Consider the following 22,425-nt stretch of genomic DNA (forward strand, 5'->3'; position numbering starts at 1 on the left):
TCCGATGGGGTTTTAGCCCTCGGAGCCGCCTTCGGCGCGGCCCTTCGGGGGCCGGGTCGCGTCGGTCATGGCCTTGGCGATGCCGCGCAGGATATGGATTTCCTCGGGCGTGGGCTGCGCCCGGTTGAACAGCTGCTGCAGCCGCGGCATGAGCTTCTTGGGCGCGGCCGGGTCGAGAAAACCGATGTCCACCAGCGAGCGCTCCCAGTGGTCCAGCATGCCCGCCACCGCCTGCGCATCGGCTGCCTGCGCCGGTGCCGTGGCATCGCGCACCTCGTAGCCGCCCAGCGCCAGGCGCCATTCGTAGGCCACCACCTGGATCGCCGCGCCCAGGTTCAGCGAGCCGAATTTCGGGTCGGTGGGAATGCTCAGCGCCACGTTGCAGCGGTAGACGTCTTCATTGCGCATGCCGAAACGCTCCGAGCCGAACAGGAAGGCCACGTGCTGCGCGTCGCCCTGCTTTGCCAGCGGCTCCAGGTGCTCCCGGGGGGTCCGTGTGGGCGGGCCGAAGTCGCGCGGAATCATCGCCGTGGCGCACAGATGGGTCACGCCGTCGAGGGCCTCGTCGAGCGTCTCGACGATGCGGGCATTGGTCAGCACGTCCAGGGCGCCGCTCGCGCGCTGGATGGTTTCTTCACGCCGCAGCACGTTGGCCCAGCGCGGCGCGACCAGCACGAGGTCGTCGAACCCCATGGTCTTCATGGCGCGGGCGGCGGCGCCCACATTGCCGGCGTGGCTGGTCTGGATCAGGATGAAACGGGTGCGCATGGGGGGTTTGGAGACACTAACGGGGCGGAGCCGGTAAAATGCCCGATTCTCGCCGCCCGCATCGCCGGGCCGCAGGGTCGCCAGGTGATCGCTTCCTGGGGACCATTCCCACCGTTCTTCTCACAATCCAGAATGTCGTCCCCCAACCTGCATCCCATGCTCAATGTGGCCGTCAAGGCCGCACGCGCCGCCGGCGCCATCATCAACCGCGCCGCGCTCGACGTCGAATCGGTGCGCATCTCGCAAAAACAGGTCAACGACTTTGTCACCGAAGTCGATCACGCCAGCGAAAAAGCGATCATCGAGACGCTGCTTGGCGCATACCCGGGGCACGGCATCCTGGCCGAAGAATCGGGCACCGAATACGGTGCAAAAGACTCCGATTACGTCTGGATCATCGATCCGCTCGACGGCACCACCAATTTCATCCACGGCTTCCCGGTCTACTGCGTGTCGATCGCGCTGTCGGTGCGCGGCAAGATCGAGCAGGCGGTCATCTACGACCCGAGCCGCAACGACCTCTTTACCGCCACCAAGGGCCGCGGCGCCTACATGAACGACCGGCGCATCCGCGTCTCCAAGCGCACGCGCCTGAACGAGTGCCTGGTGTCCACGGGCTTTCCGTTCCGCACCGGCGACAACTTCAAGCAGTACCTGGCCATCATGGCGGACATGATGCCCCGCATGGCGGGCCTGCGCCGCCCCGGCGCCGCGGCGCTCGACCTGGCCTACGTGGCGGCCGGCTTCACCGATGCCTTCTTCGAAACCGGCCTGAACCCCTGGGACGTGGCCGCGGGATCGCTGCTGGTGACCGAGGCCGGCGGCCTCATCGGCAACTTCACGGGCGAGCCCGACTTCCTGGAGCAGCGCGAGTGCCTGGCCGGCGCCCCGCGCATCTACGGCCAGATCGTGCCGCTGCTCGCCAAGTACTCCAAGTTCGCCAACGTGGACGACAAGCTGCGCGCCAGCGACCGCGTGCGCGCCGTGTCGGCCTCGACCAAGTCGAACGCCGACGATGCCTCGGTCGATCTCTACGCCCGCAGCACGGTGGTGGATTTCGCCGACGAATCGGCCGAGGGTGAAGCACCTGCCGTGGCCGCCAAGCCCGTGCAGCGCAAGCTCACGCGCATCCGCCGCGACACAGCCCCCTCCAGCCCCTCCGAGGGCGACGCTTCCGCCAAGTGATGACGGGGCCCAGCGCAGCCGTCCGGGTCCGAGCCGCGTTGCGCATTGCGCTCAGCCACTACGTGGCGAGCGGGCTCACGGTCGCGCTCGGCCTTTTGTTCATCTCGGGCGGCATCCACTTCTGGCTCGGCACCATCGCCGCGTCGGCCGCGGCCACGGGCGTGATCGTCACCGCCCCGCCCGACCTGCCCGGCCCGCGCCGCGGCAAGTTCTTCCAGATGCTGCCCGCGCCGCTCATCGGGCTGCCGCTCTTCTTCGCGGTGCAGATGCTGCACACCGCGCCCATTCGCCTCGGGCTCCTGCTGGTGCCCGCCACCTTCATGGCGTTTCTCGCCATGGCCTGGGGCAAGCGCGGCATTCCCATCGCCATCGCGGTGATGTTCTCGATGGTCTTCTCGATGGCCACGCCCGCACCGGTCGACCTGGCCGAGGCGGTGGAGCGCACCTGGCACTTCGGCCTCGGCGCGGGCCTCTACGTGATCTGGGCGACGCTCGCCAACCTCGTGCTCAACGGGCGCTTTCGCACCCAGTCGGTGGCCGACGTGCTCTATTCGCTGGCCGCGCTGATGCGCACCGAGGCCGGCCAGTTCACCCCGCAGGACGAGACCCGCGACATCCGCGACACCCCCGCCCCGGTGCTGGGCCAGCTGCTGCGCGAGCAGGCCGCGCTGGCCGACCAGCTGCAGGCCACGCGCGACATCGTGCTCGAATCGCCCCGCACGCCGCGCCGCCAGCGCCTGGCGGCGATGCTGGTGATCGTGCTGGAGATGCGCGACCAGCTCCTGGCGAGCGAGCTCGACCTCGACGCGCTGCTGGCCCACCCGGCCCATTCCGACGCGCTGATCGAAATGCGCCGCGTGCTCGAGGAGCTTTCCGACGAAACCGTCGCCCTGGCGGACGCGCTGTTGATGCGCCGGCACCCCGCCCCGGTGACCGACCGCCGCCCGCGCCTGGCGGCCATCCATGTCTCGGCGGACGACGAGCACCACCACGGCCACCCCGGCCCCACCGCGGCGATGCTCGCGCGGGGCCTGGCCAGCCGCATCGGTCACATCAACGACGAGGTGCTGCGCCTGTCGGCCGTGGCGCGCGGCGACGCCGAGCCCAACCTGGCCGTGGTGCGGGCCAACTGGCAGCTTTTCGTGAGCCCGACCGACTGGTCGTGGCGCCCCTTCTTCACGCTGTGGCGCTGGGACCAGCCGCCGCTGCGCCACGCGATCCGCGCGGCGCTGGCCATTGCCGCCGGCTACGCCATCGCGGTGTCGTTGCCCTGGGGCTCGCACGACTACTGGATCCTCCTGACCATCGTGGTCGTGCTGCGCGGCAGCCTCTCGCAGACGCTGGAGCGGCGCAACGCCCGCGTGGCCGGCACGCTGCTCGGTTGCGTGTTCGCGGTGGGGCTGCTCTCGGCGCATCCTTCGGCGCTGTGGCTGCTGGTCATCGTGACGGTGGCGCAGGCCATCGCCCACAGCTTCGCGGTGCGGCGCTACCTCATCACCGCGGTGGCGGCCACGGTGCTGGGCCTCGTGCAGGCGCACATGCTCAACACCGGCACCGCACCCATCTTCGCGCTCTTCGAGCGCATCGCCGACACCCTCATCGGCGCCGCGCTCGCCTGGGGCTTCTGCTATGTGCTGCCCTCGTGGGAGCGCACGCAGATTCCGGCGCTCGTGGCGCGGGTGCTCACCGCGCAGGCCCGGCATGCGCGCCTGGCGCTGGGCCTGGGCCAATTGCAGGCGATCGACAGCAGCCCCGAGCTCGAATGGCGGCTCGCGCGCCGCGAGGCCTTCGACAGCCTCTCGGCGCTGGTGCAGGCCACGCAGCGCTCGCTCTCCGAGCCGCGCGCGGTGCAGCCGCCGCTGGAGCCGCTCGAACACCTGCAGGCCCACAGCTACCAGATGCTCGCGCAGTTGAGCGCCGTGAAATCGATGCTCGTGCTGCGGCGCGACCGCCTCACGCCGGGCGAGGTCGAAGGTCCGCTCGCGCGCACGGCGCAGCGCATCGACGCGGCCATCGGAACCACGCCGACCACCGGCCCCTCTCAACCCGAGAGCCCGGGCTCGACCGGCGTGGGTGGCCCCATTCCCCTGCCCGACCCGTTCGACAACGACATCAGCCCCTGGCTGCTGCGGCGCCTGGACCTGGCGACGGCCCTTTCCACGCAGCTGCGCGACGACGCGGCGCGAATTCTTCAACACCTGAACGAGACAACGCCAACCACGACCACCACCGCCTGATGACCCGAGAGATTCTTGCCCACCCCTGGTTCGGCACCTGGCTTGCCGTCCTCATCGCCGTCCCGCTCGCTCTTCTGGTCCACCGCATCGGCGGGCTCGTTCTCGGGCGCATCACGCGGCCCGCGCCCGCGGTGCATGCCATGGTCGTCAACTGCCACTCCCCCGCGCGGCTGGTGCTGCCGCTGGTGGCATTGCTGCTGATCTTCCAGGCCGCCCCCGACGACCTGCGCTTCATCGCCAGCGTGCGGCACCTGAACGGGCTCGTGCTCATCGCCGCGGCCACCTGGCTCATCGTGCGCGCCATCAGCGGCTTCGCCGACGGCGTGCTCGCGCAGCACCCGTCCGACGTGGCCGACAACCTGCAGGCGCGCCGCGTGCTCACGCAAACCCGCGTGCTCGCGCGCACCGCGATGTCGGTGGTGATCGTGGCCGGCGGCGCGATGATGCTCATGACCTTTCCGGGCGCGCGCCAGGTGGGTGCGAGCCTCCTGGCCTCGGCCGGCGTGATCGGCATCGTGGCCGGTCTTGCGGCCAAGCCGGTCTTCAGCAACCTCATCGCGGGCCTGCAGATCGCGCTGGCGCAGCCGATCCGCATCGACGACGTGCTGGTGGTCGAGGGCGAATGGGGCCGCGTCGAGGAGATCACAGGCACCTTCGTGGTGGTGCGCATCTGGGACGACCGGCGCCTCATATTGCCGCTCACCTACTTCATCGAGAAGCCGTTCCAGAACTGGACGCGCCACTCGGCGCAGCTGCTCGGCTCGGTGTTCATCTACCTGGACTACGGCATGCCGCTCGCGCCGCTGCGCGCGGAGGCCGAGCGCATCGTGAAGGCCGCGCCCGAGTGGGACGGCCGCTTCTTCAACCTGCGCGTGACCGACGCCACCGAGCGCACCATGCAGGTCCGCGTGCTGTGCACCGCCGCCACCTCGGGCCTGGCCTTCGACCTGCGTTGCAGCGTGCGCGAAGGCCTCATCGACTTCATGCAGCGCGAGTACCCGCAGCACCTGCCCAAGATGCGCATCGAGGCCGACCCGGCCATGGCGACACCCTCGGCCGCAGCCGCCTGAGGCCGGCCCCGCGGCGCCCGGCGCGTCCGGGCCGACTTGAGCACGCCGCCCCGGCATGGCACGATCCCGCGGATGACCGGCAAACTCACCGACGCGCAGCAACTGCGCGAACTTGCGAGGCTGCGCCGCGTGCGCGACCGCATCGACCGCGACTACGCGCAGCCGCTGGACGTCGAGACGCTCGCGCATGACGCGGGCATGTCGGGCGGCCACCTGAGCCGCCAGTTCCGCATCGCCTACGGGGAGCCGCCCTACGCCTACCTCATGACGCGGCGCATCGAGCGCGCGATGGCGCTGCTGCGCCGCGGCGACCTGAGCGTGACCGAGGTCTGTTTTGCAGTGGGCTGCGGGTCGCTGGGCACCTTCACCACGCGCTTCACCGAGCTGGTGGGCGTGCCGCCGGGCGTCTACCGCCGCCAGGACACGAACACCACCGAGGGCATGCCCTCGTGCGTGGCCCGGCAGGTGACACGACCGATCAGGAATCGAGAAGCGCCCGAGGCCGACCCGCAACTAGCATCGGCGCCTCACTCCAACTAGCACCACTGCCATGGACATCACCATCCACTCGACCTTTCTTCCGCACACCGATCCGGAGGTTTCGCTGGCCTTCTACCGCGACACGCTGGGCTTCGAGATCCGCAACGACGTCGGCTACGGCGGCATGCGCTGGATCACCGTCGGCCCCGTGGGACAGCCCGGCGTGTCGATCGTGCTGTATCCACCCGCGGCCACGCCCGGCATCACCGACGACGAGCGCCGCACCATCGCCCAGATGATGGCCAAGGGCACCTACGCCACGATGCTGCTCGCCACCCGGGACCTGGAGGGCGCCTTCGCGAAGCTGCAGGCCGGCAAGGCCGAGATCGTCGAGGAGCCGACCGACCAGCCCTACGGCGTTCGCGACTGCGCGGTGCGCGACCCCGCAGGCAACATGATCCGCATCCAGCAACTGCGCTGAACCGAACTACAAGAACACGACGGAGACCCGATGAGCAGCAAAGCCCCGAAGAAGGAAACGATCAAGGGCACGCCCAAGAACACGCCCAAGACAACGCCCAGGAAAGCGCCGAAGCCCACGCCCCACGCCGCCGACCACCACGACACGATCCGCGTGCAGGGCGCGCGCGTGAACAACCTCAAGGACATCAGCGTCGAGCTGCCCAAGCGCCGGCTCACCGTGTTCACCGGCGTCTCCGGCTCGGGCAAGAGCTCGCTCGTGTTCGGCACCATCGCGGCGGAGTCGCAGCGGCTCATCAACGAAACCTACAGCGCCTTCGTGCAGGGCTTCATGCCCACGCTCGCGCGGCCCGAGGTCGATGTGCTCGATGGCCTTACGACCGCGATCATCGTGGACCAGGAGCGCATGGGCGGCGACCCGCGCTCCACGGTCGGCACCGCGACCGACGCCAACGCGATGCTGCGCATTCTCTTCAGCCGCCTGGGCAAGCCGCACATCGGGTCGCCCAGCGCCTTTGCCTTCAACGTGCCCTCGGTAAAGGCGACCGGCGCCATCACCGTGGAGCGCGGGGCGCGCAAAACGGTCAAGCAGACCTTCAACCGCACCGGCGGCATGTGCCCGCGCTGCGAGGGCCGGGGCGCCGTGACGGACTTCGACCTCACCGCGTTCTACGACGACACCAAGTCGCTCAACGATGGCGCGCTCACCATCCCGGGCTTCAGCATGGAGGGCTGGTACGGCCGCATCTTCAACGGCTGCGGCTTCTTCGACCCCGACAAGCCGATCCGCAAGTTCACCAGGAAAGAACTCGACGCCCTGCTGCACAAGGAGCCGACCAGGATCAAGGTCGACGGCATCAACCTCACCTACCAGGGCCTGATCCCGCAGGTGCAGAAGTCCTTTCTCGCGAAAGACGTCGATGCGATGCAGCCGCACATCCGCGCCTTCGTGGAGCGCGCGGTCACCTTCAGCACCTGCCCCGAGTGCAACGGCACGCGACTGAGCGAAGGTGCCCGCTCCTCGAAGATCAGGAAGATCAACATCGCCGATGCCTGCGCGATGCAGATCAGCGACCTTGCCGAATGGGTGCGCGGCCTTCGCGAACCCTCGGTGGCGCCGCTGCTCGAGAAGCTCGCGCACACGCTCGACTCGTTCGTCGAAATCGGCCTCGGATACCTGAGCCTGGATCGCCCCTCGGGCACGCTCTCGGGCGGCGAGGCGCAGCGCACGAAGATGATCCGGCACCTGGGCTCCTCGCTCACCGACGTGACCTACGTGTTCGACGAGCCCACCATCGGCCTGCACCCGCACGACATCCAGCGCATGAACGGCCTCCTGCTGCGGCTGCGCGACAAGGGCAACACCGTGCTCGTGGTGGAGCACAAGCCCGAGGCCATCGCCATCGCGGACCACGTGGTCGACCTGGGCCCCGGCGCGGGCTCGGCGGGCGGCACCATCTGCTTCGAGGGCACGGTCGATGAACTGCGCGCGAGCCGCACCCTCACCGGCCGCCACCTGGACGACCGCGCCACGCTCAAGGAGAAGGTGCGCACGCCCACCGGCACGCTGCCGATCCGCGGCGCGAAGGCGCACAACCTGCGCAACGTGAGCGTCGATGTGCCGCTGGGCGTGCTCGTCGTCGTGACCGGCGTGGCGGGCTCGGGCAAGAGCTCGCTCGTGCACGGCTCGATTCCGGCGGGCGCGGGCGTGGTGTCGGTCGACCAGGGCTCGATCCGCGGCTCGCGGCGCAGCAACCCCGCCACCTACACCGGGCTGCTCGATCCGATCCGCAACGCCTTCGCCAAGGCCAACGGCGTGAAGCCCGCGCTCTTCAGCGCCAACTCCGAAGGCGCCTGCCCCGCGTGCAACGGCGCGGGCGTCATCTACACCGACCTCGCGATGATGGCCGGCGTGGCCACCGTCTGCGAGGAGTGCGAGGGCAAGCGATTCCACGCCTCGGTGCTGGCGCACAAGCTGGGCAAGCGCGACATCAGCGAAGTGCTCACGATGTCGGTGACCGAGGCGACCGAATTCTTCGGCTCGGGCGATGCACGAACGCCGGCCGCGCACGCCATCCTCGAGCGGCTCGCAGACGTCGGCCTCGGCTACCTCAGCCTCGGCCAGCCGCTCACCACGCTCTCGGGCGGCGAGCGCCAGCGCCTGAAGCTGGCCACGCACATGGCCGAGAAGGGCGGCGTCTACGTGCTCGACGAGCCGACCGCCGGCCTGCACCTGGCCGACGTCGCGCAACTGCTGGGCCTGCTCGACCGGCTGGTCGATGCGGGCAAGTCGGTCATCGTGGTGGAACACCACCAGGCGGTGATGGCGCATGCGGACTGGATCATCGACCTGGGCCCCGGTGCGGGCCACGACGGCGGGAAGATCGTGTTCGAAGGCACGCCGGCCGATCTGGTCAAGGCGCGCGGCACGCTCACCGGCAAGCACTTGGCAGCCTACGTCGGCGGGTGACCCCGGCCGGCGTGGCTACGACTGCCGCGCGAGCCACTCGCGCGGCGATGCGCCCAGCTTCTGCGCGAAGAGCCGCGACAGCGCCGATGCGTTGGCATAGCCGAGCTCGTCGGCCACCGTCTTCACCGATGCGCCGCCGCGCAGCGCGGCCTGCGCGATGGTCAGGCGCCAGCCGGCGAGGTAGTCCGCCGGCGTGGCGCCCACCACCGCCTTGAAGCGGGCGGCGAAGGCGCTGCGCGACATGCCCGCCTTCGCGGCCATCTGCTCGAGCATCCAGGGCTCGCCGGGCTGCTCGTGCAGCGCGACGAGCACGCGCGCGAGCTGCGCATCGCCGAGCCCCGTGAGCAGCCCTGCGGGCAGTCCGGCCTCCTGCGGATGATCGAGCAGCCAGCGCAGCAACTGGATCAGCACCACCTCGAAGAGCCGGTCGGCCAGCAGCCGGTGCCCGCACTGCACCCGGGTGGTCTCCGAGAAGAGCAGCCCGAGCGACTGTTCGAGGCCATCGACCGCGTGCAGCGGAAGGCGAATCAGCGCGGGCAGCGCACGCACCAGCGGATGCGCGCCGCCGCCCTCGAAGTCGAGCGTGGCGCAGACGAAATCCGATCCTTCGGACGGCGCGTTGTGGAAATCGTGCGCGAGCGGCCGCGGGTAGAAAAGCAGGCTCGGCTCCTTCACGACCACCTTGCGCGGCACGCCCGCGCGCGCCCGATGCGTGACGACCATCTCGCCGCGGCGCAACACATGCAGGAAGCCTCGTCCTTCCTTGGCGGCGAACGTGGTCACGCCGCACAACGGGCCGGAATGGAACAGGTGCGCGCGCACATGAAAGCGCTCCAGCAACGCGGACAGGCGATCGAGAGGCGGTGCGGCGGCGGCAGCAGCGACGTTGGACATTGGACGAATAGGTATCTTATCTGGACAAAATCATCCAAATCATACGCCCGAAGCGCAGACACTTGTTTCACCGACATCACTTCAAAGGACCACACCATGTCTCGCATCGAACTCGTCTCCGACACCGCAGCCACCGGCGAAGCCAAGGCCCTGCTCTCGCAGATCCACGGCGCCTTCGGCGCAACGCCCAACATGTTCCGCGCCGTCGCCAACTCGCCTGCGGCGCTCAAGAGCATGTGGGGCGCGTTCGGTGCGCTGGGGGGCGGCGTGATCCCCGCGCCACTGGGCGAGCAGATCGCCGTGGCCGTGGCCGATCGCAACGCCTGCCGCTACTGCCTTGCGGCGCACACCGCGCTGGGCCGCAAGGCCGGCGTATCGGCGGCGGACATGGCGGCCGCGCAGGCCGGCGAATCGTCCGACCCGCGCACGGCCGCGGCGCTGCGCTTTGCGCTCAAGCTCGTCGATGCACGCGGCCAGGTCGACGCGGCCGACGTGCAGGCGCTGCGCGCGGCGGGGTTCGACGACGCGCACATCGTGGAGATCGTGGCGCACGTGGCCTTGAATCTCTTCACCAACTATGTGAACGTGGCGCTCGAGGTGCCGGTCGATTTTCCGGGCGTGAAGCTGCGCACGGCCACCTGATATCCGCCGATCCGCCGATCCACCGATCCACCGCCACCCGGCCCCGAAGAAAGGAACCTCCGACATGTCCGCAACCTACGCCGAAGCGCCGGCCCTGCAGGTCGACCGCTGGCTCAACACCGAGGTGCCCCTCACGCTCGAATCGCTGCGCGGCCGGGTGGTGGTGCTGCATGCCTTCCAGATGCTCTGCCCGGCATGCGTGTCGCACGCGCTGCCGCAGGCGAAGAAGACGCGCCAGCTCTTCGCGGCCAGCGACGTGGCCGTGATCGGGCTGCACACGGTGTTCGAGCACCACGACGTCATGACCGCCGCGGCGCTGGACGCGTTCGTGCGCGAATACCGCTACACCTTTCCGATCGGCATCGACACCCCTTCGCGCGGCAGCATTCCGGCCACCATGCGCGAATACCAGTTGCAGGGCACGCCGAGCACCGTGCTCATCGACCGGCAAGGCCGCATCCGGCTGAGCCACTTCGGCCTGCTGGACGACATGGCGCTCGGCGGCGCGATCGGACAGTTGGCTGCAGAGACCGCCCCCGCCGCACTGGCTGCGGCTCCGTCCAGCCAGGGCCAGCCTGGCCCGCAAGCTGCTGGCGTTTGCGACGACGATCGCTGCCCCACCGGCACAGCCCGAAGGAACCCGAACGCATGACACTTTCCGCCTGCCCCATCGACGCGCTGCTCGTGGGCGCCGTCGCCCTGCTGCCCGACGGCCGCTCGCCAAGCGGCATTCGCAAGTCCGCTTCCGCGGGCGCGCTCTGGCTTTCGCCGACCGGCCTGCAAGGCGATGCGCAGGCCGACCTGCGCGTTCACGGCGGCCCGGAGAAGGCCGTGCACCACTATCCGCGCGAGCACTACGCGCACTGGGCCCTGCGCAGCGGTCGCGCCGACCTGCTCGCCAACGCGGGCGCATTCGGCGAGAACATTTCCACGCGCGGCTGGGACGAATCGAATGTCTGCATCGGCGATGTGGTGAGGCTGGACGAGGCGCTGGTGCAGGTGTCGCAAGGCCGCCAGCCCTGCTGGAAACTCGATGCGCTATTCGGCGAGCCCGGCACGGCGCGCGAGATGCAGGAGAGCGGCCGCACGGGCTGGTACTACCGCGTGCTGAAGCCCGGCTGGGTGCGCAGCGGCGCCCGGATGACGCTGGCCGAGAGGCCCCATCCGCAGTGGCCCCTGTCCCGCCTCATCGCGCTGCTGTTCTCGCGCGATGCACGCTTTGCGCCCGAATGGGCACTGGCCGCCGAACTGCCGGCGCTGGCCGAGCGCTGGCGGCGCACGTTCGCCAAGCGCGTGGCGTCCAGCAGCGTGGAAGACTGGGAGCCCCGGCTGCGCACGCCGCCGCCGGATGCGTGATTCCCGCCGGGTGGCAATCGCCTCGCAGCGCACGCCGGCAGCCGACCGCCCTCAGGCGACGGCCTTGCGCCCCGCGTCCGTCACGGGAAAGCCGCCGTGCACTTCGAGCAGGCGCACCAGCGCTTCGGAGCTGTGCGCCTTGGCCCAGTCCTTCTCGGAATCGGTGATGCCGACCGCGTGCAGGAAGTCGAACTTGCCCGAGGCGAGTTGCGCGGTGGCGGGGTAGTGCCTGGGCTCGGCGAGCACCACATTGCGCAGGCCGATGGCGCCCTTCTCGCGGATCACGTCGCCGATGGGGATGCGGCCGCCGTAGTCGAGCAGCGGCTTGTCGTCGCCGAACTGGCCGTGCGCGAGCAGCACGTTGTAGGCGAGCAGGCGGCGCAGCAGCTTGATGGTCCACTGGTTCCCGGGCTTCGAGGGCACCTCGATGACCAGCTCGGCGCCGAGCCACGAATAGTCCTCGGGGTCGTATTCGCCGGGCTCCGTTTCCCAGGGCGTCGATCCGCCGGAGGTCACGTAGAGCCACGAATTCCGGGCGGGCGTCGGCTCGAACTCGAACACGCCCAGGTGCAGCCAGCGCGGGTCGATGTCTTCGGCGCCCAGCGCCTTGAATACGTCGAAGTCCAGCACGTAGATGCCGCTTCGCTTCTCGCCGAACAGTTGCGGGTACAGAGTTTCCTCGCGGTACGCCCAGACCTCTTCAAGGGAACTCATCGGCATCTCCTTCTCGTCGCTGTCTGCGCGCCGGCGAGAGCATAAGCGCGAGAACCGACAGACGCCACCCGCCTAAAGGACTAGAGTGGCCGGACGCGGGAGTCTTCCTGCGCATCCGTCCAAAGGAATCTCCTTGACACACACGAAGCCACGCCATGGCTGACGCCCCCTTCTTCCACGACGCTTCGGGCACGGTCAGGTTCTCGGTGACTGTGGAGGGCCAGGACGTGAATGCGAGCATCGGACGCGAAGTCCTGCGCTACCACTACCGCACCGCCGAGAACGCCGACCCGCTCGACACCTACGGCATGCACATCGAGGAGTTCGATGCGGCCGTGCGCCGCCGCCTGGCAGCGGGCTCCACGGCGCCCATCATGCTGCGCGAAAACGACCTGCGCGCCCCGGCCTGAAACCCCGGGCCATCGGCCCGGGGCAATCGCTCAGGCCGTCACGGGCGACGCTGCCACCAGGTGCTCCGTCAGGAACCACACCTGCAGCTCGTTGGTGCGCAGCACGTTGCTCACGAACACGTCGTTGCTGCCCGGATCGCCCGACTTGTCGACCTTCTCGGCCGCCTCGCGCGCGCCCACGATGATGTGCTCGTGCGCTTCGGCCAGACGGCGCAATTGCACCGCGGCGGGTTCGCGGCCGCGCGGCGGACGGGCGATCTTGGTGGTCTCGGCGATGTCGGCCGCCATCGCGAGCGCGATGCCGCCCAGCAGCTGGATGCGCTCGGCCAAGATGTCCACCAGCAGCACCTGCCCTTCGTAGTGCTGGTCGTACATCAGGTGCAGCTGGTTGAAGGTCGGGCCCACCACTTGCCAGTGGTGCTTCTTGTACATGTCGCGCAGCGTGATCGTGTCGGCCAGGCACTGGTTGAGCAGCGCCACGCTTTCCTTGCAGACCTTTTCGGAAAGGCCGTTGGGCAGCTTGACGATTTCGCCGAAGCGCTGCGTCTCGTGGCTCTTCTGGTCGAGATCGGGCTTGACCTCCTGGTTCGAGCGGGCGGGCGACGTGCGCGCGGCGGGCTTGGTGTTCTTCGAGGTTGCCATTGGGGATGCTCCTGAGTTGGTGATGATGGAATCGATCGACAACTTCTAGCACCCGTCAACCGGGCTGCGCGTAGGCGAGTCGGCAGTGTTCGCGCGGTGCGGGGCGCATGTGCCCCTCGGACTCAGGCCTTGACCCCGCGCCGCCCCCGGTCGGCTTTGGGCAGCACCGCCGATTCGACCATGCGCTCGGCCTTCGCCTGCAACAAGCTCAGTGCGGCATCGAAACGCGCCGCATCGTCCGCATCGAGCGCGCCCATCAGGTCGGCATTGATCCTGGTCACCAGCGGAAAAAGCTCGTCGTACAGCGCCTGCCCCGCGTCGGTGAGGCCCAGCTGCACCTGCCGCCGGTCGCCCGCCCTGGCCACGCGCGAGACCAGCTGCTTGGCGACCAGCGAGCCCACCGCCTTCGAGGTGCGCGCCCGGTCCAGCTGCGCATGCCCGGCCAGTTGCGACGAGCCCAGTTCGCCCCTGCTTGCCAGCACCGCGATGAGCCGCCACTCGCGCCGCGTGATGCCGAAGCGCCCTTCGCACAGGCGGATCACCATGCTCCCCGCCACGGCCAAGAGGCGCGAGAGGCGGTAGAGCAGCAGGTCGTCCAGCGGACGGCGGGGCGCGGCGGCGGCAACAGCGGCTGGTGCAGCGGCAGGCATGTGGGGTTAGTCCGGGGGATGGTTGATTAGATCAATCGAATGTAGCGTCTCTAAAGTCGTTCTCCACCAGCCGAGAACCCGGAGAACCGCCCATGCCCAGCCGCCTCGCCCTCGACCGCCGCCATGCCCTCGACCGCCGCCATGCCCTCGCCGCCCTGGGCGGACTCGCGCTCTCCCCGCTTTCTCCGCTCGCCGGGCTCGCGCGCGCGCAGCAGGCCTTCGTGCCAGGCCAGCCCATCAAGGTGCTGATCGGCGTGCCCGCGGGCGGCACGCAGGACGTGCTCACGCGCGCCGTTGCGCAGCAGGTGCGCGAATCGCTCGGGCCGCTCGTCATCGACAACCGCTCGGGCGCGGCGGGCCGCATCGCCGTGGAGGCCGTGAAGACCGCGCCGCCCGATGGCCACACCCTGCTGCTCGGCACGGCCAGCATGATGACGATGTTCCCGAGCGCCTACCGCAACCTCTCGTACGACCCGGTGAAAGACTTCGTTCCGCTGCTGAACGCGGCCCGCTTCGAGCTGGCGCTCACCGTGCACAAGGACGTGCCCGCCAGCACGCTCCCCGAATTCATCACCTGGGCCAGGGCGCAGGGCGACAAGCTGAGCTTCGGCTCCTACGGCTCGGGCACGCCCTCGCACTTTCTCGGCGAAATGCTCAACCGCGCGGCCGGCCTGAAGATGGTGCACGTGCCCTACCGCGGCTCCACCCCCGCGCGGCAGGACCTCATGGGCGGCACCGTGCCCGTGTACTTCGACACCATCGGCGGCGCACAGCAGATGCTGCCCTCGGGCCGCGTGAAGGTGCTGGCCACCAGCGGCGAGAAGCGCTCGCCGCTCATGCCCAACCTGCCGTGCTTCGTGGAGGCCGGCTACAAGGACGTGGTCGCGACCGCATGGTTCGCGTACTACGCGCCGCTCAAGACCCCGCAGGCCACCGTCGACAGGCTGCGCACCGAGCTCACCCGCGCGGTCAACTCGCGCGAGGTGCGGCAGCTCCTGCTGCAGAACGGCATGTACCCCATTGCCGACGGCAGCGAGGCGCTCCTGAAAACCATGCGCGAAGACACGACACGCTGGGCCGGCATCATGAAGGCCGTCAATTTCCAGGCGAACGACTGAACGACTGCCAACCGAACGAATGACCGAACGACCGAACGAACGACCGAACGAGGAGGACCCGACACCATGCCAACCAACCACCCCACCCCCCATCGAATGACCCGCCGCGCAGCCGGCCTGCTGGCCGTGGCCGGCGTCATGGCGTCCATCGCCGCCGCGCCCACGGCCGCGCGCGCGCAGGCGCAGCTCGACAGCCCCCTGCACATCGTCGTCGGCTACGCGCCCGGCGGCGCCACCGACCGCGTGGCACGCATCGTGGGCGAGAAGCTCGGCACCAAGCTGGGCGTTCCCGTCATCGTCGACAACAAGCCCGGCGCGGGCGGGCGCCTGGCAGCGCAGCAGGTCAAGCTCACGCCCGCCAACCAGAACGTGCTGATGCTGGCCAACCCGGCCGTGATGGTGGTCGCGCCCCTGGTCTTCAAGGACAACAACTACGACGCCGAGCGCGACTTCGTGCCCGTGTCGCACGTCAATGCCTACGACTTCGCGCTGGCCGTCTCGCCCACCCTGCCCGTGCGCGAACTGCCGCACCTGCTCGCGTGGATGCGCGCCAACCCGCAGCAGGCCAACGTGGGCGTGCCGGCCACCGGCAGCCTGCCGCACTTCTTCGGCCTCATGGTCGGCGAGAAGGCCAGGGTGCAGACGCAGGTGATCGGCTACCGCGGCTCCGCGCCGCTGCTCAACGACCTGATCGGCGGCCAGGTGCCCATTGCCGTGGACACCGAAGACGTGGTGCTGCCTCAGCACAACGCGGGCAAGCTGCGCATCCTGGCGCTGTCGGGCGAAAAGCGCTCGCCGTTCGCGCCGAACATTCCGACATTCAAGGAAGCGGGCCTCGACCTGGCGGCCACCGGCTGGAACACCTTCTTCGCGCCCGCCACCATGCCCAAGGACAAGGTCGAGCGCTTCGCCGCGAGCATTCGCGAAGTGATGCAGGACCCCGACACGCAACGCAAGTTCAAGGACTCGGGCATGACCCCGGTCGTGAGCACCCAGGCGCAGACCGCAGCGATGCTCAAGGCCTACAAGACCCAGTGGGCGCCCGTCGTGCAGAAGTCCGGCTACCAGCCCTGAACCCCATTCGCCACCCATGACCCGACCCAACATCATCTTCATCGTCGCCGACGACCTCGGCTATGCCGACCTCGGCTGCTACGGCGGCCGCGATGCCGCGTTTGGCCCCGTGTCGCCGGTGCTCGACAGGCTGGCCGCCAACGGCCTGAAGCTCACGCAGGGCTACTCGAACTCGCCCGTGTGCTCGCCCACGCGCTTCGCGATGATCACCGCGCGCTACCAATACCGCCTGCGCGGCGCGGCCGAGGAGCCCATTCGCAGCAGCAGCCGCGGCAGCACCACGCTGGGCCTGCCGACCGACCATCCCACGCTGCCCTCGCTGCTCAAGGCCAGCGGCTACCAGACCGCGCTCATCGGCAAGTGGCACCTGGGCTACCCGCCCAGCTTCGGGCCGCTGCGCTCGGGGTACGACGAGTTCTTCGGACCCATGTCGGGCGGCGTCGACTACTTCACCCACTGCGACTCCACCGGCCAGCACGACCTGTGGTTCGGCGAGGAAGACAAGAAGGAAGACGGCTACCTCACCGACATCCTCTCGAAGCGCGCCGTGGACTACGTGGAGCGCATGGCCGCGAAGCAGAAGCAGGAGGAAGCGCCCTTCTTCCTGAGCCTGCACTACACCGCCCCGCACTGGCCGTGGGAGACGCGCGACGACGCCGAGAAGGCGCCCGCCGTGAGGGACAACCTCTTCGACCTGGCCGGCGGCAACATCCACGTGTATCGCCGCATGATCCATCACATGGACGAAGGCATCGGCTGGATCATGGCCGCGCTGCAGAAACACGGCATGGCCGACAACACGCTCGTGGTGTTCACCAGTGACAACGGCGGCGAGCGCTTCTCGGACAACTGGCCGCTGGTGGGCGGCAAGATGGACCTGACCGAAGGCGGCATCCGCGTGCCATGGATCGCGCACTGGCCCGCGGTGATCGCCAAGGGCGGCCAGAGCACGCAGCTGTGCATGACGATGGACTGGTCCGCGACCATGCTCGATGCGGCCGGCGTGAAGGCCGATGCGGCGTATCCGCTCGATGGCGTATCGCTCATGCCCGTGCTGAAGGACGCGACGCACAGCTTTCGCCGCCCGCTGCACTGGCGCATGAACCACCGCGGCCAGCAGGCGATGCGCGATGGCGACTGGAAGTACCTGAAGGTCGACGGCAACGAGTACCTGTTCAACATTCCGGCCGATGAGCGCGAGCGCGCGAACCTTGCGAAGAAGGAGCCCGAGCGGCTGGCGGCGATGCGGGCGAACTGGGATGCGTGGAATGCGACGATGCCGGCAATTCCGGAGGATGCGACGGTGAGTTTGGGGTATTCGGTCAAGGACATGCCGCAGCGTTGAGACAGACCGATCGCGCGGGCCGGGTCTGCAGCCTCAGTCCTCGCGAACCAGCACGTCGTTATCGAAACGGTAGCGAAAGCTGAACCACTTCTCGAGAGCTGAGCCGGTTTCGATGCGAAACGCCGTCATCAGCCGGTCGCCATCTGTCTTCAGGTAGATCGCCCCGTAAACCTCGACGTTGCTGCGCCCGAGCGTTTTCACATCGTCCTTGAGCTGCGCGATTTGCCCGGCCGCCAGCTTGCCCGCGGCCAGCTTGTCGATGGCGGCCAGCAGCTTGTCGACGGCGCCCTTGTCCTCACGCTCGCGCGAGGAGCGCTGCAGCTCCGTCGAAAGGATCACCGGCGCGCCGCCCCTGCCGAAGCGCCCGAGCCGGCCCAGCAGGTCGGGCCTGGGGTGGATGTGAGGCTCCGAGTCGCCCGACGAGATGACGAAGGCCGCGGGATTCACCGCGTCCAGGAAGGCATCGGTGACCTTCTCGGAACCGTGATGGCACGACTTCATGACGTCGGAGCGAAACGTGTCGCGGGCCTTTGCCACCATGTCGTCGTAAGCCGGCGTGCCCATCTTCGGAAACTTGCTCGCACCGGTGTAGTGCTGCAGCAGGAACTTCTCGGCGCCCGCGTTCAGGTCGCCGCCGAACAGCACGCTGAACTTGCCGTACTGCAGCCGCAGGATGACCGAGTGCGCGTTCTTGGTTTCGTTGTACGAGCCCAGTTGCCGCAGGGCCGGCAGTCCGTCGGGCCCCTCCTCGACCACGGGCGCCAGCACGCGGATGGTGTAGCCGCGCGCGTCGGACGGTGCGAAGTCGGGCATCCACGCCATGTCGTCTTCCATCGTCGCGTGCTGGACCGACAGCATGCGGATGTCATCGATCTTCGGGTTCTCCAGCGCGGCCCGCATGACCTGCGGAAACTTCGCGGTGCTCGCAACCCCATCGAAGATCGCCTTCACGGTTTCGTGGTCCTCCGCAAGGTTGCCGATGTAGGCGACGGAAGAACCGTCGGCCTTCACGGGCTTGCCGCCCAGCTTGGCCCATTCGGCTTCCTTGACGGGCCGCTCCACGAGCCCGTTGTGATAGACCGTGCCGAATCCGATGCCCGGGTCGGCAAAGACGTCCTTGAAGCCGAAGTAGTGGTCCTGGTCGGGATGCGTCATTACCGCGGCGGCGAAGTCGAAGCCGCGGTAGGTCTGGAACCTGGCCGCGAGAAAGGCGCGCATGTTGCCGCCCTCGCCCGCATCGATCACGACGATGCGTTCTTCGCCGTCGGTCTCCGGCGATATCAGCACCGCGCCGTCGCCCTGGCCCACGTCCAGGAAGATGATTTCCAGCGGCCGGCGCTCGGCCGTATCCGCCTTGGGGATGTAGAGCGTGCGCCGCTTCTCGGGCGAGCGGGCGGCCCAGTCGATCTCGAGCCAGCCGTCGCCCAGGTCTTTCTTGACCTTGAGGAAGTCGCCCCAGATCACCTCGCGGAATTTCTTCTTCTGGCCCGCCACCTCCTCGAACAGATGGATCGGACTTCCGTTCGCGCGCAAGCTGACAAACCGGTGTGCCATGTTCACTCCTCGCTCCGTGGAACCTCGAGCTTTTAGCAGCACCTGCGAGGCGACACATCCGCCGAACGCGGTATGGCGGAAACGAATGGCGTGGCATAGGCGGCGGCGAACAGCAAACTACCGCGCCAGGACCGGGCCTCGCGCCCGTCCGGCACGGGGCCTGCGGCTGCACGGCAGACAACATCGCAACTTGGCAGAAAACGACGCATCGCCAAAGAAACGGCCAGCTTTGCCGTGACCCAGACTGGCGCGCATGAAAAACGACGCCAATGCATCTTTGCAGCAGGCCCTGATGCCTGCGCCCTCTTCCACCCTCGGCACGGTGAGCGCCCGCCCTGTCGGCGGCGCCTCCATCAAGAACCTTCCCGTCAGCCTTTTCGCTGCCGTCATGGGCCTCTCGGGCCTATCGATGGGCTGGCGCTTTGTGCACACCGAGTACGGTGTGCCGCGCGTGATGTCGGATGCAATCGGCCTCTTCGCCACCTTCGTCTTCGTCGTGCTGCTCGTGGGCTATGGCGCCAAGTTGCTGCGGCACCCGGCGGCCGTGAAGGCGGAGTTCAACCATCCGATTGCCGGCAACTTCTTCGGCACCATCGCCATCGCGCTCTTGCTGCAGTCGGCCGTGCTCGGCACCTACGAGAGCGCGCTGGGCCGCGCGGTGTGGGTCGTGGGCACTGTCGCCACACTGCTGCTGGCCGCGCATGTGGTCTCGCGCCTCCTGGGCGGCAACTGCCACCCGGCGCACGCGGTGCCGGCGTGGATCATTCCGGGCGTCGCTGCGCTGGACATTCCCGTGACCGGGAGCCACATGCCCATGGCCTGGGCCGGCGAGGTGCTGCTGCTGTCGGCGGCCGTGGGCTCGGTGCTGGCGCTCGTGCTGTTCACCATGATCGTCACGCGATTGATCCAGCACGAGCCCCTCGCGCCGGCGATGACGCCCTCGCTGCTCATTCTTGTCGCGCCGTTCGAGGTGGGGCTCGCGGCGTATGTGAACCTCACGGGGCGGGTGGATCTGTTTGCAGGGCTGTTGTTTTACTTCGGGGTGTTTTTGTTTGTCGTGCTGGCGCCGAAGGTGTTCAGGCGGAGCGTGCCGTTTGGGGCGGGGTGGTGGGCGATCAGTTTTCCGCTGGCTGCGATGGTGAATGCGGGGTTGAAGTACGCGAGTGTGCGGGAAGTGGTGCCGTTGAAGATCGTCGCGGGCGCTTTCCTGTTCGCTCTCACTGCAGCGCTGTTCGTGTTGACGGTCCGAACGGTGCGAGTTCTTTTTAACGGACGGTTGCTGGCAAGTTAGAGGCGACGTCGCATAGCGACAGTAGGTGCAACTGAAATCTATGCCTATCCTCAGACGCTCAGGCTTCAACCAATAACTTCCGTCAAGAAGCGAAGCGCAGCCCTGGCTGCTGGGCTGCTGGGGATGCGAGAGAGGTCCGCTTAGCGGGCCAACATCGAAGTGGCGGCCAGCTAAGGGACGCGAGATGCCGCCCCGGGTTGAAACCGCGGCGGCCATCCCACTATCCCTTCACACTCCCCTGCACCAGTTCCTCCACCTCCATCGCCAGATCCGCAGCGATCCAGACGATGTTCGCTCGGTGTTTCTCCCCTGCTTCTTCGAACCATCCGTTGCCGTCGCCGTAGCAGCACCACAGCAGCGATCTGAGCTGTGCGACTTTGTTTTCGAGGAGGTCGAATGCGTCACCATCTGTCGGGGGCATCGGGGGTGTGCCGCTCGGGGTGGTGGCAGCCGTGGGACGGGAAGATTTGGGCGTAGAACGCCCGGCCATAATTCGAGTAGCCATTTGGTGTGCTCTCTTTCAAGGTAGTTGCACGTCATGTGGTTAGACGGTCGAGGTGTTCACGCACCTTGGCCGTCGCCTTTTGCGCCTCACATTCGCATCGCCGGCACAGGGCCATCGACACCCGCCGTGAGGCAAGGCGGTTCATTCATTCATTCGTTTTCCGGGGTTGCTCCTTTCACGCGACTCGTCGCCACTCAGTGCGGTGTCTTGTCGCAGGGGCATTCACTTTAGAGAAGCAAAGCCGCGCAAGAGAAAAAACTTCGTCGAGGATTTCTCGAATTGGCGAGGTATCTGCAGTGCTATTTCCGAGAGATCGCCAGGGGACACAAAGCACTGACAGTTGAAGGCCTGTCGCTGCCGGCGCGGCGCCGATTCGGCTGCATCCATCGAAGAAAAAGGAGGCGACTGCAGCGCTGCTCGCGCGAGCAACTGCCCGACCTCCGCCTTGGAGAAACCGGGACGACGGGCAATGGAATCTCGCCTTCACGAACGTTGACGCCGGGCCGTTCGATCTCGTGGTCGGCGCAGACGGCGCGTGGTCGCGCGTGCGGCGTCGCAGAGCGCCCCAGTCCCCCCTCTGCGGATGATGGATGCATGCCTGTTTGACTTTTAAATCGATATATCTAAAATACTTTCGATACCAGTCAAGAAGGACATCGACATGAGACACCCCCACTTCGGCCATCACCACCACAGCCATCACTGCCACGCCCCCCGCAGCGAACACGAAGACGGCTGCTCCGGCGGCCGTGGCCGTCACCACGGTGCCCCCGGCGACGAGCGCATGCACGGAGGCCGTGGCGGTCGCGGCGGCGGGCGCGTGTTCGGCCATGGCGGCCTGCGCTTCGTGCTGCTGCAGCTCATCGCCGACAAGCCCTCGCACGGCTACGAGCTCATCAAGGCCATCGAAGACCGCCTGGGCGGGAGCTACGCGCCGAGCCCCGGCGTGGTCTACCCGACCCTCACGCTGCTCGAAGAGATGGGCTACCTGAGCGTGGAAACCGCCGATGGCGGCGGCCGCAAGCGCTACAGCATCACCCCGAGCGGCCAGGAGTTTCTGGCCGCCAACCGCGAGACGGCCGACGCCATGATGGCCCGCATGTCGGGCGGCGTGGACGGCGCAGGCCCGCGCGGCGGACGCCCGCCGCAGGTCACGCGCGCCATCGAGAACCTGAAGCTCGCCATGCGCATGCGCCTGTCGGGCACGCCCCTCACAGAACAACAAGCCCACGATTTCGCCGCGGTGCTCGACAGCGCCGCTCAACAGCTAGAGCGCATCTGAACTTCCTCTTTTGAAATGACCGACTTCACAACCACTCCCCCTTCTTCTTCCAACACACCCGACCGCACGCCGCGCCGCGTGCGCCACGACCTTCGCTTTCGCCAGCTCACAGTGAAGACGGTGCAGCGCGTCACGCCGCACCTCATTCGCGTCGTGCTGACGGGCGACGACCTCGCGGGCTTCACGAGCCCGGGGTTCGACGACCACGCGAAGATCTTTTTTCCCGAAGCCGCCACGGGCAAGCTCACGCTGCCGACG

General features: G+C 68.2%; 23 protein-coding genes. 16 read left to right on the forward strand and 7 right to left on the reverse strand.

Annotated features, from left to right (window positions below):
- Window positions 1-12: 12 nt before the first annotated feature.
- The gene (locus RT97_RS01520) at window positions 13-768 is read right to left on the reverse strand and encodes an RNA methyltransferase (RefSeq protein WP_042577010.1); all 756 of its coding nucleotides are present in this window, start codon (window positions 766-768) and stop codon (window positions 13-15) included.
- Between the two features lie 132 nt (window positions 769-900).
- Between RT97_RS01520 and RT97_RS01525 the strand changes: the two genes are divergently transcribed.
- The 6 genes from RT97_RS01525 (at window position 901) to RT97_RS01550 (ending at window position 8,690) form a co-directional block, all read left to right on the forward strand.
- Window positions 901-1,953, forward strand: coding sequence for an inositol monophosphatase family protein (locus RT97_RS01525; protein ID WP_042577011.1), 1,053 nt, complete (start codon window positions 901-903; stop codon window positions 1,951-1,953).
- Window positions 1,953-4,190: an FUSC family protein gene (locus RT97_RS01530; RefSeq protein ID WP_042577012.1), complete on the forward strand. Its 2,238-nt coding sequence runs from the start codon at window positions 1,953-1,955 to the stop codon at window positions 4,188-4,190. The genes RT97_RS01525 and RT97_RS01530 overlap by 1 nt, the downstream gene beginning before the upstream one ends.
- Complete coding sequence (locus tag RT97_RS01535) at window positions 4,190-5,260, forward strand: mechanosensitive ion channel family protein (RefSeq protein WP_042577013.1); 1,071 nt, start codon at window positions 4,190-4,192, stop codon at window positions 5,258-5,260. The genes RT97_RS01530 and RT97_RS01535 overlap by 1 nt, the downstream gene beginning before the upstream one ends.
- A 72-nt stretch (window positions 5,261-5,332) precedes the next feature.
- Entirely contained in the window at window positions 5,333-5,800 is a 468-nt protein-coding gene (locus RT97_RS01540; RefSeq protein WP_042577014.1) for a helix-turn-helix transcriptional regulator, read from the forward strand.
- 10 nt (window positions 5,801-5,810) lie between these two features.
- Complete coding sequence (locus RT97_RS01545; protein WP_042577015.1) at window positions 5,811-6,221, forward strand: VOC family protein; 411 nt, start codon at window positions 5,811-5,813, stop codon at window positions 6,219-6,221.
- A gap of 30 nt (window positions 6,222-6,251) precedes the next feature.
- Window positions 6,252-8,690: an ATP-binding cassette domain-containing protein gene (locus RT97_RS01550; RefSeq protein ID WP_042577016.1), complete on the forward strand. Its 2,439-nt coding sequence runs from the start codon at window positions 6,252-6,254 to the stop codon at window positions 8,688-8,690.
- Window positions 8,691-8,705: 15 nt separating this feature from the next.
- Here RT97_RS01550 and RT97_RS01555 read toward each other — a convergent pair whose 3' ends face one another.
- Window positions 8,706-9,584 (reverse strand): AraC family transcriptional regulator, encoded by an 879-nt coding sequence (locus tag RT97_RS01555; RefSeq protein WP_042577017.1) that lies wholly within the window; start codon window positions 9,582-9,584, stop codon window positions 8,706-8,708.
- Between the two features lie 96 nt (window positions 9,585-9,680).
- On the opposite strand from RT97_RS01555, the gene RT97_RS01560 reads away from it, so the two are divergent.
- The 3 genes from RT97_RS01560 (at window position 9,681) to RT97_RS01570 (ending at window position 11,582) form a co-directional block, all read left to right on the forward strand.
- Entirely contained in the window at window positions 9,681-10,226 is a 546-nt protein-coding gene (locus RT97_RS01560) for a carboxymuconolactone decarboxylase family protein (protein ID WP_042577018.1), read from the forward strand.
- Between the two features lie 64 nt (window positions 10,227-10,290).
- On the forward strand, window positions 10,291-10,878 hold the full coding sequence (locus RT97_RS01565; RefSeq protein ID WP_042577019.1) for a TlpA disulfide reductase family protein: 588 nt from the start codon (window positions 10,291-10,293) through the stop codon (window positions 10,876-10,878).
- Window positions 10,875-11,582, forward strand: a complete 708-nt coding sequence (locus RT97_RS01570) for an MOSC domain-containing protein (protein ID WP_042577020.1) — start codon at window positions 10,875-10,877, stop codon at window positions 11,580-11,582. The genes RT97_RS01565 and RT97_RS01570 overlap by 4 nt, the downstream gene beginning before the upstream one ends.
- A 51-nt stretch (window positions 11,583-11,633) precedes the next feature.
- On the opposite strand, the gene RT97_RS01575 is transcribed toward RT97_RS01570, so the two are convergent.
- A complete protein-coding gene (locus RT97_RS01575) occupies window positions 11,634-12,296 on the reverse strand; it encodes a suppressor of fused domain protein (protein WP_052810518.1) in 663 nt (220 codons plus the stop codon).
- A 155-nt stretch (window positions 12,297-12,451) separates the two neighbouring features.
- On the opposite strand from RT97_RS01575, the gene RT97_RS01580 reads away from it, so the two are divergent.
- The gene (locus RT97_RS01580; protein WP_042577022.1) at window positions 12,452-12,706 is read left to right on the forward strand and encodes a DUF1488 family protein; all 255 of its coding nucleotides are present in this window, start codon (window positions 12,452-12,454) and stop codon (window positions 12,704-12,706) included.
- 30 nt (window positions 12,707-12,736) lie between these two features.
- Here RT97_RS01580 and RT97_RS01585 read toward each other — a convergent pair whose 3' ends face one another.
- Window positions 12,737-13,348 carry a Dps family protein gene (locus tag RT97_RS01585; RefSeq protein ID WP_042577023.1) on the reverse strand — a complete coding sequence of 204 codons (612 nt, stop codon included), beginning with the start codon at window positions 13,346-13,348 and terminating at the stop codon, window positions 12,737-12,739.
- Window positions 13,349-13,470: 122 nt separating this feature from the next.
- On the reverse strand, window positions 13,471-13,998 hold the full coding sequence (locus RT97_RS01590) for a MarR family winged helix-turn-helix transcriptional regulator (protein ID WP_042577024.1): 528 nt from the start codon (window positions 13,996-13,998) through the stop codon (window positions 13,471-13,473).
- Between the two features lie 92 nt (window positions 13,999-14,090).
- Here RT97_RS01590 and RT97_RS01595 point away from each other — a divergent pair, with 92 nt between their 5' ends.
- The 3 genes from RT97_RS01595 (at window position 14,091) to RT97_RS01605 (ending at window position 17,535) form a co-directional block, all read left to right on the forward strand.
- Complete coding sequence (locus tag RT97_RS01595; RefSeq protein WP_042577025.1) at window positions 14,091-15,116, forward strand: Bug family tripartite tricarboxylate transporter substrate binding protein; 1,026 nt, start codon at window positions 14,091-14,093, stop codon at window positions 15,114-15,116.
- A gap of 66 nt (window positions 15,117-15,182) precedes the next feature.
- Entirely contained in the window at window positions 15,183-16,190 is a 1,008-nt protein-coding gene (locus tag RT97_RS01600; RefSeq protein WP_437184084.1) for a Bug family tripartite tricarboxylate transporter substrate binding protein, read from the forward strand.
- A gap of 16 nt (window positions 16,191-16,206) precedes the next feature.
- Window positions 16,207-17,535: a sulfatase family protein gene (locus RT97_RS01605; protein WP_042577027.1), complete on the forward strand. Its 1,329-nt coding sequence runs from the start codon at window positions 16,207-16,209 to the stop codon at window positions 17,533-17,535.
- A 33-nt stretch (window positions 17,536-17,568) separates the two neighbouring features.
- Here the strand turns inward: RT97_RS01605 and RT97_RS01610 are convergent, their stop codons facing one another.
- Entirely contained in the window at window positions 17,569-19,089 is a 1,521-nt protein-coding gene (locus tag RT97_RS01610; RefSeq protein ID WP_042577028.1) for a ComEC/Rec2 family competence protein, read from the reverse strand.
- Between the two features lie 253 nt (window positions 19,090-19,342).
- On the opposite strand from RT97_RS01610, the gene RT97_RS01615 reads away from it, so the two are divergent.
- Window positions 19,343-20,380, forward strand: a complete 1,038-nt coding sequence (locus tag RT97_RS01615; RefSeq protein WP_367379250.1) for an SLAC1 anion channel family protein — start codon at window positions 19,343-19,345, stop codon at window positions 20,378-20,380.
- A 220-nt stretch (window positions 20,381-20,600) separates the two neighbouring features.
- Here the strand turns inward: RT97_RS01615 and RT97_RS01620 are convergent, their stop codons facing one another.
- Window positions 20,601-20,801, reverse strand: a complete 201-nt coding sequence (locus tag RT97_RS01620; RefSeq protein ID WP_042577029.1) for a hypothetical protein — start codon at window positions 20,799-20,801, stop codon at window positions 20,601-20,603.
- A gap of 745 nt (window positions 20,802-21,546) precedes the next feature.
- On the opposite strand from RT97_RS01620, the gene RT97_RS01625 reads away from it, so the two are divergent.
- Complete coding sequence (locus tag RT97_RS01625; protein ID WP_042577030.1) at window positions 21,547-22,167, forward strand: PadR family transcriptional regulator; 621 nt, start codon at window positions 21,547-21,549, stop codon at window positions 22,165-22,167.
- A gap of 15 nt (window positions 22,168-22,182) precedes the next feature.
- The coding region (locus tag RT97_RS01630; protein ID WP_042577031.1) for a siderophore-interacting protein at window positions 22,183-22,425 on the forward strand (243 nt) is incomplete at its 3' end.

The organism is Variovorax paradoxus (assembly GCF_000834655.1).
Lineage (GTDB): Bacteria > Pseudomonadota > Gammaproteobacteria > Burkholderiales > Burkholderiaceae_C > Variovorax > Variovorax paradoxus_F.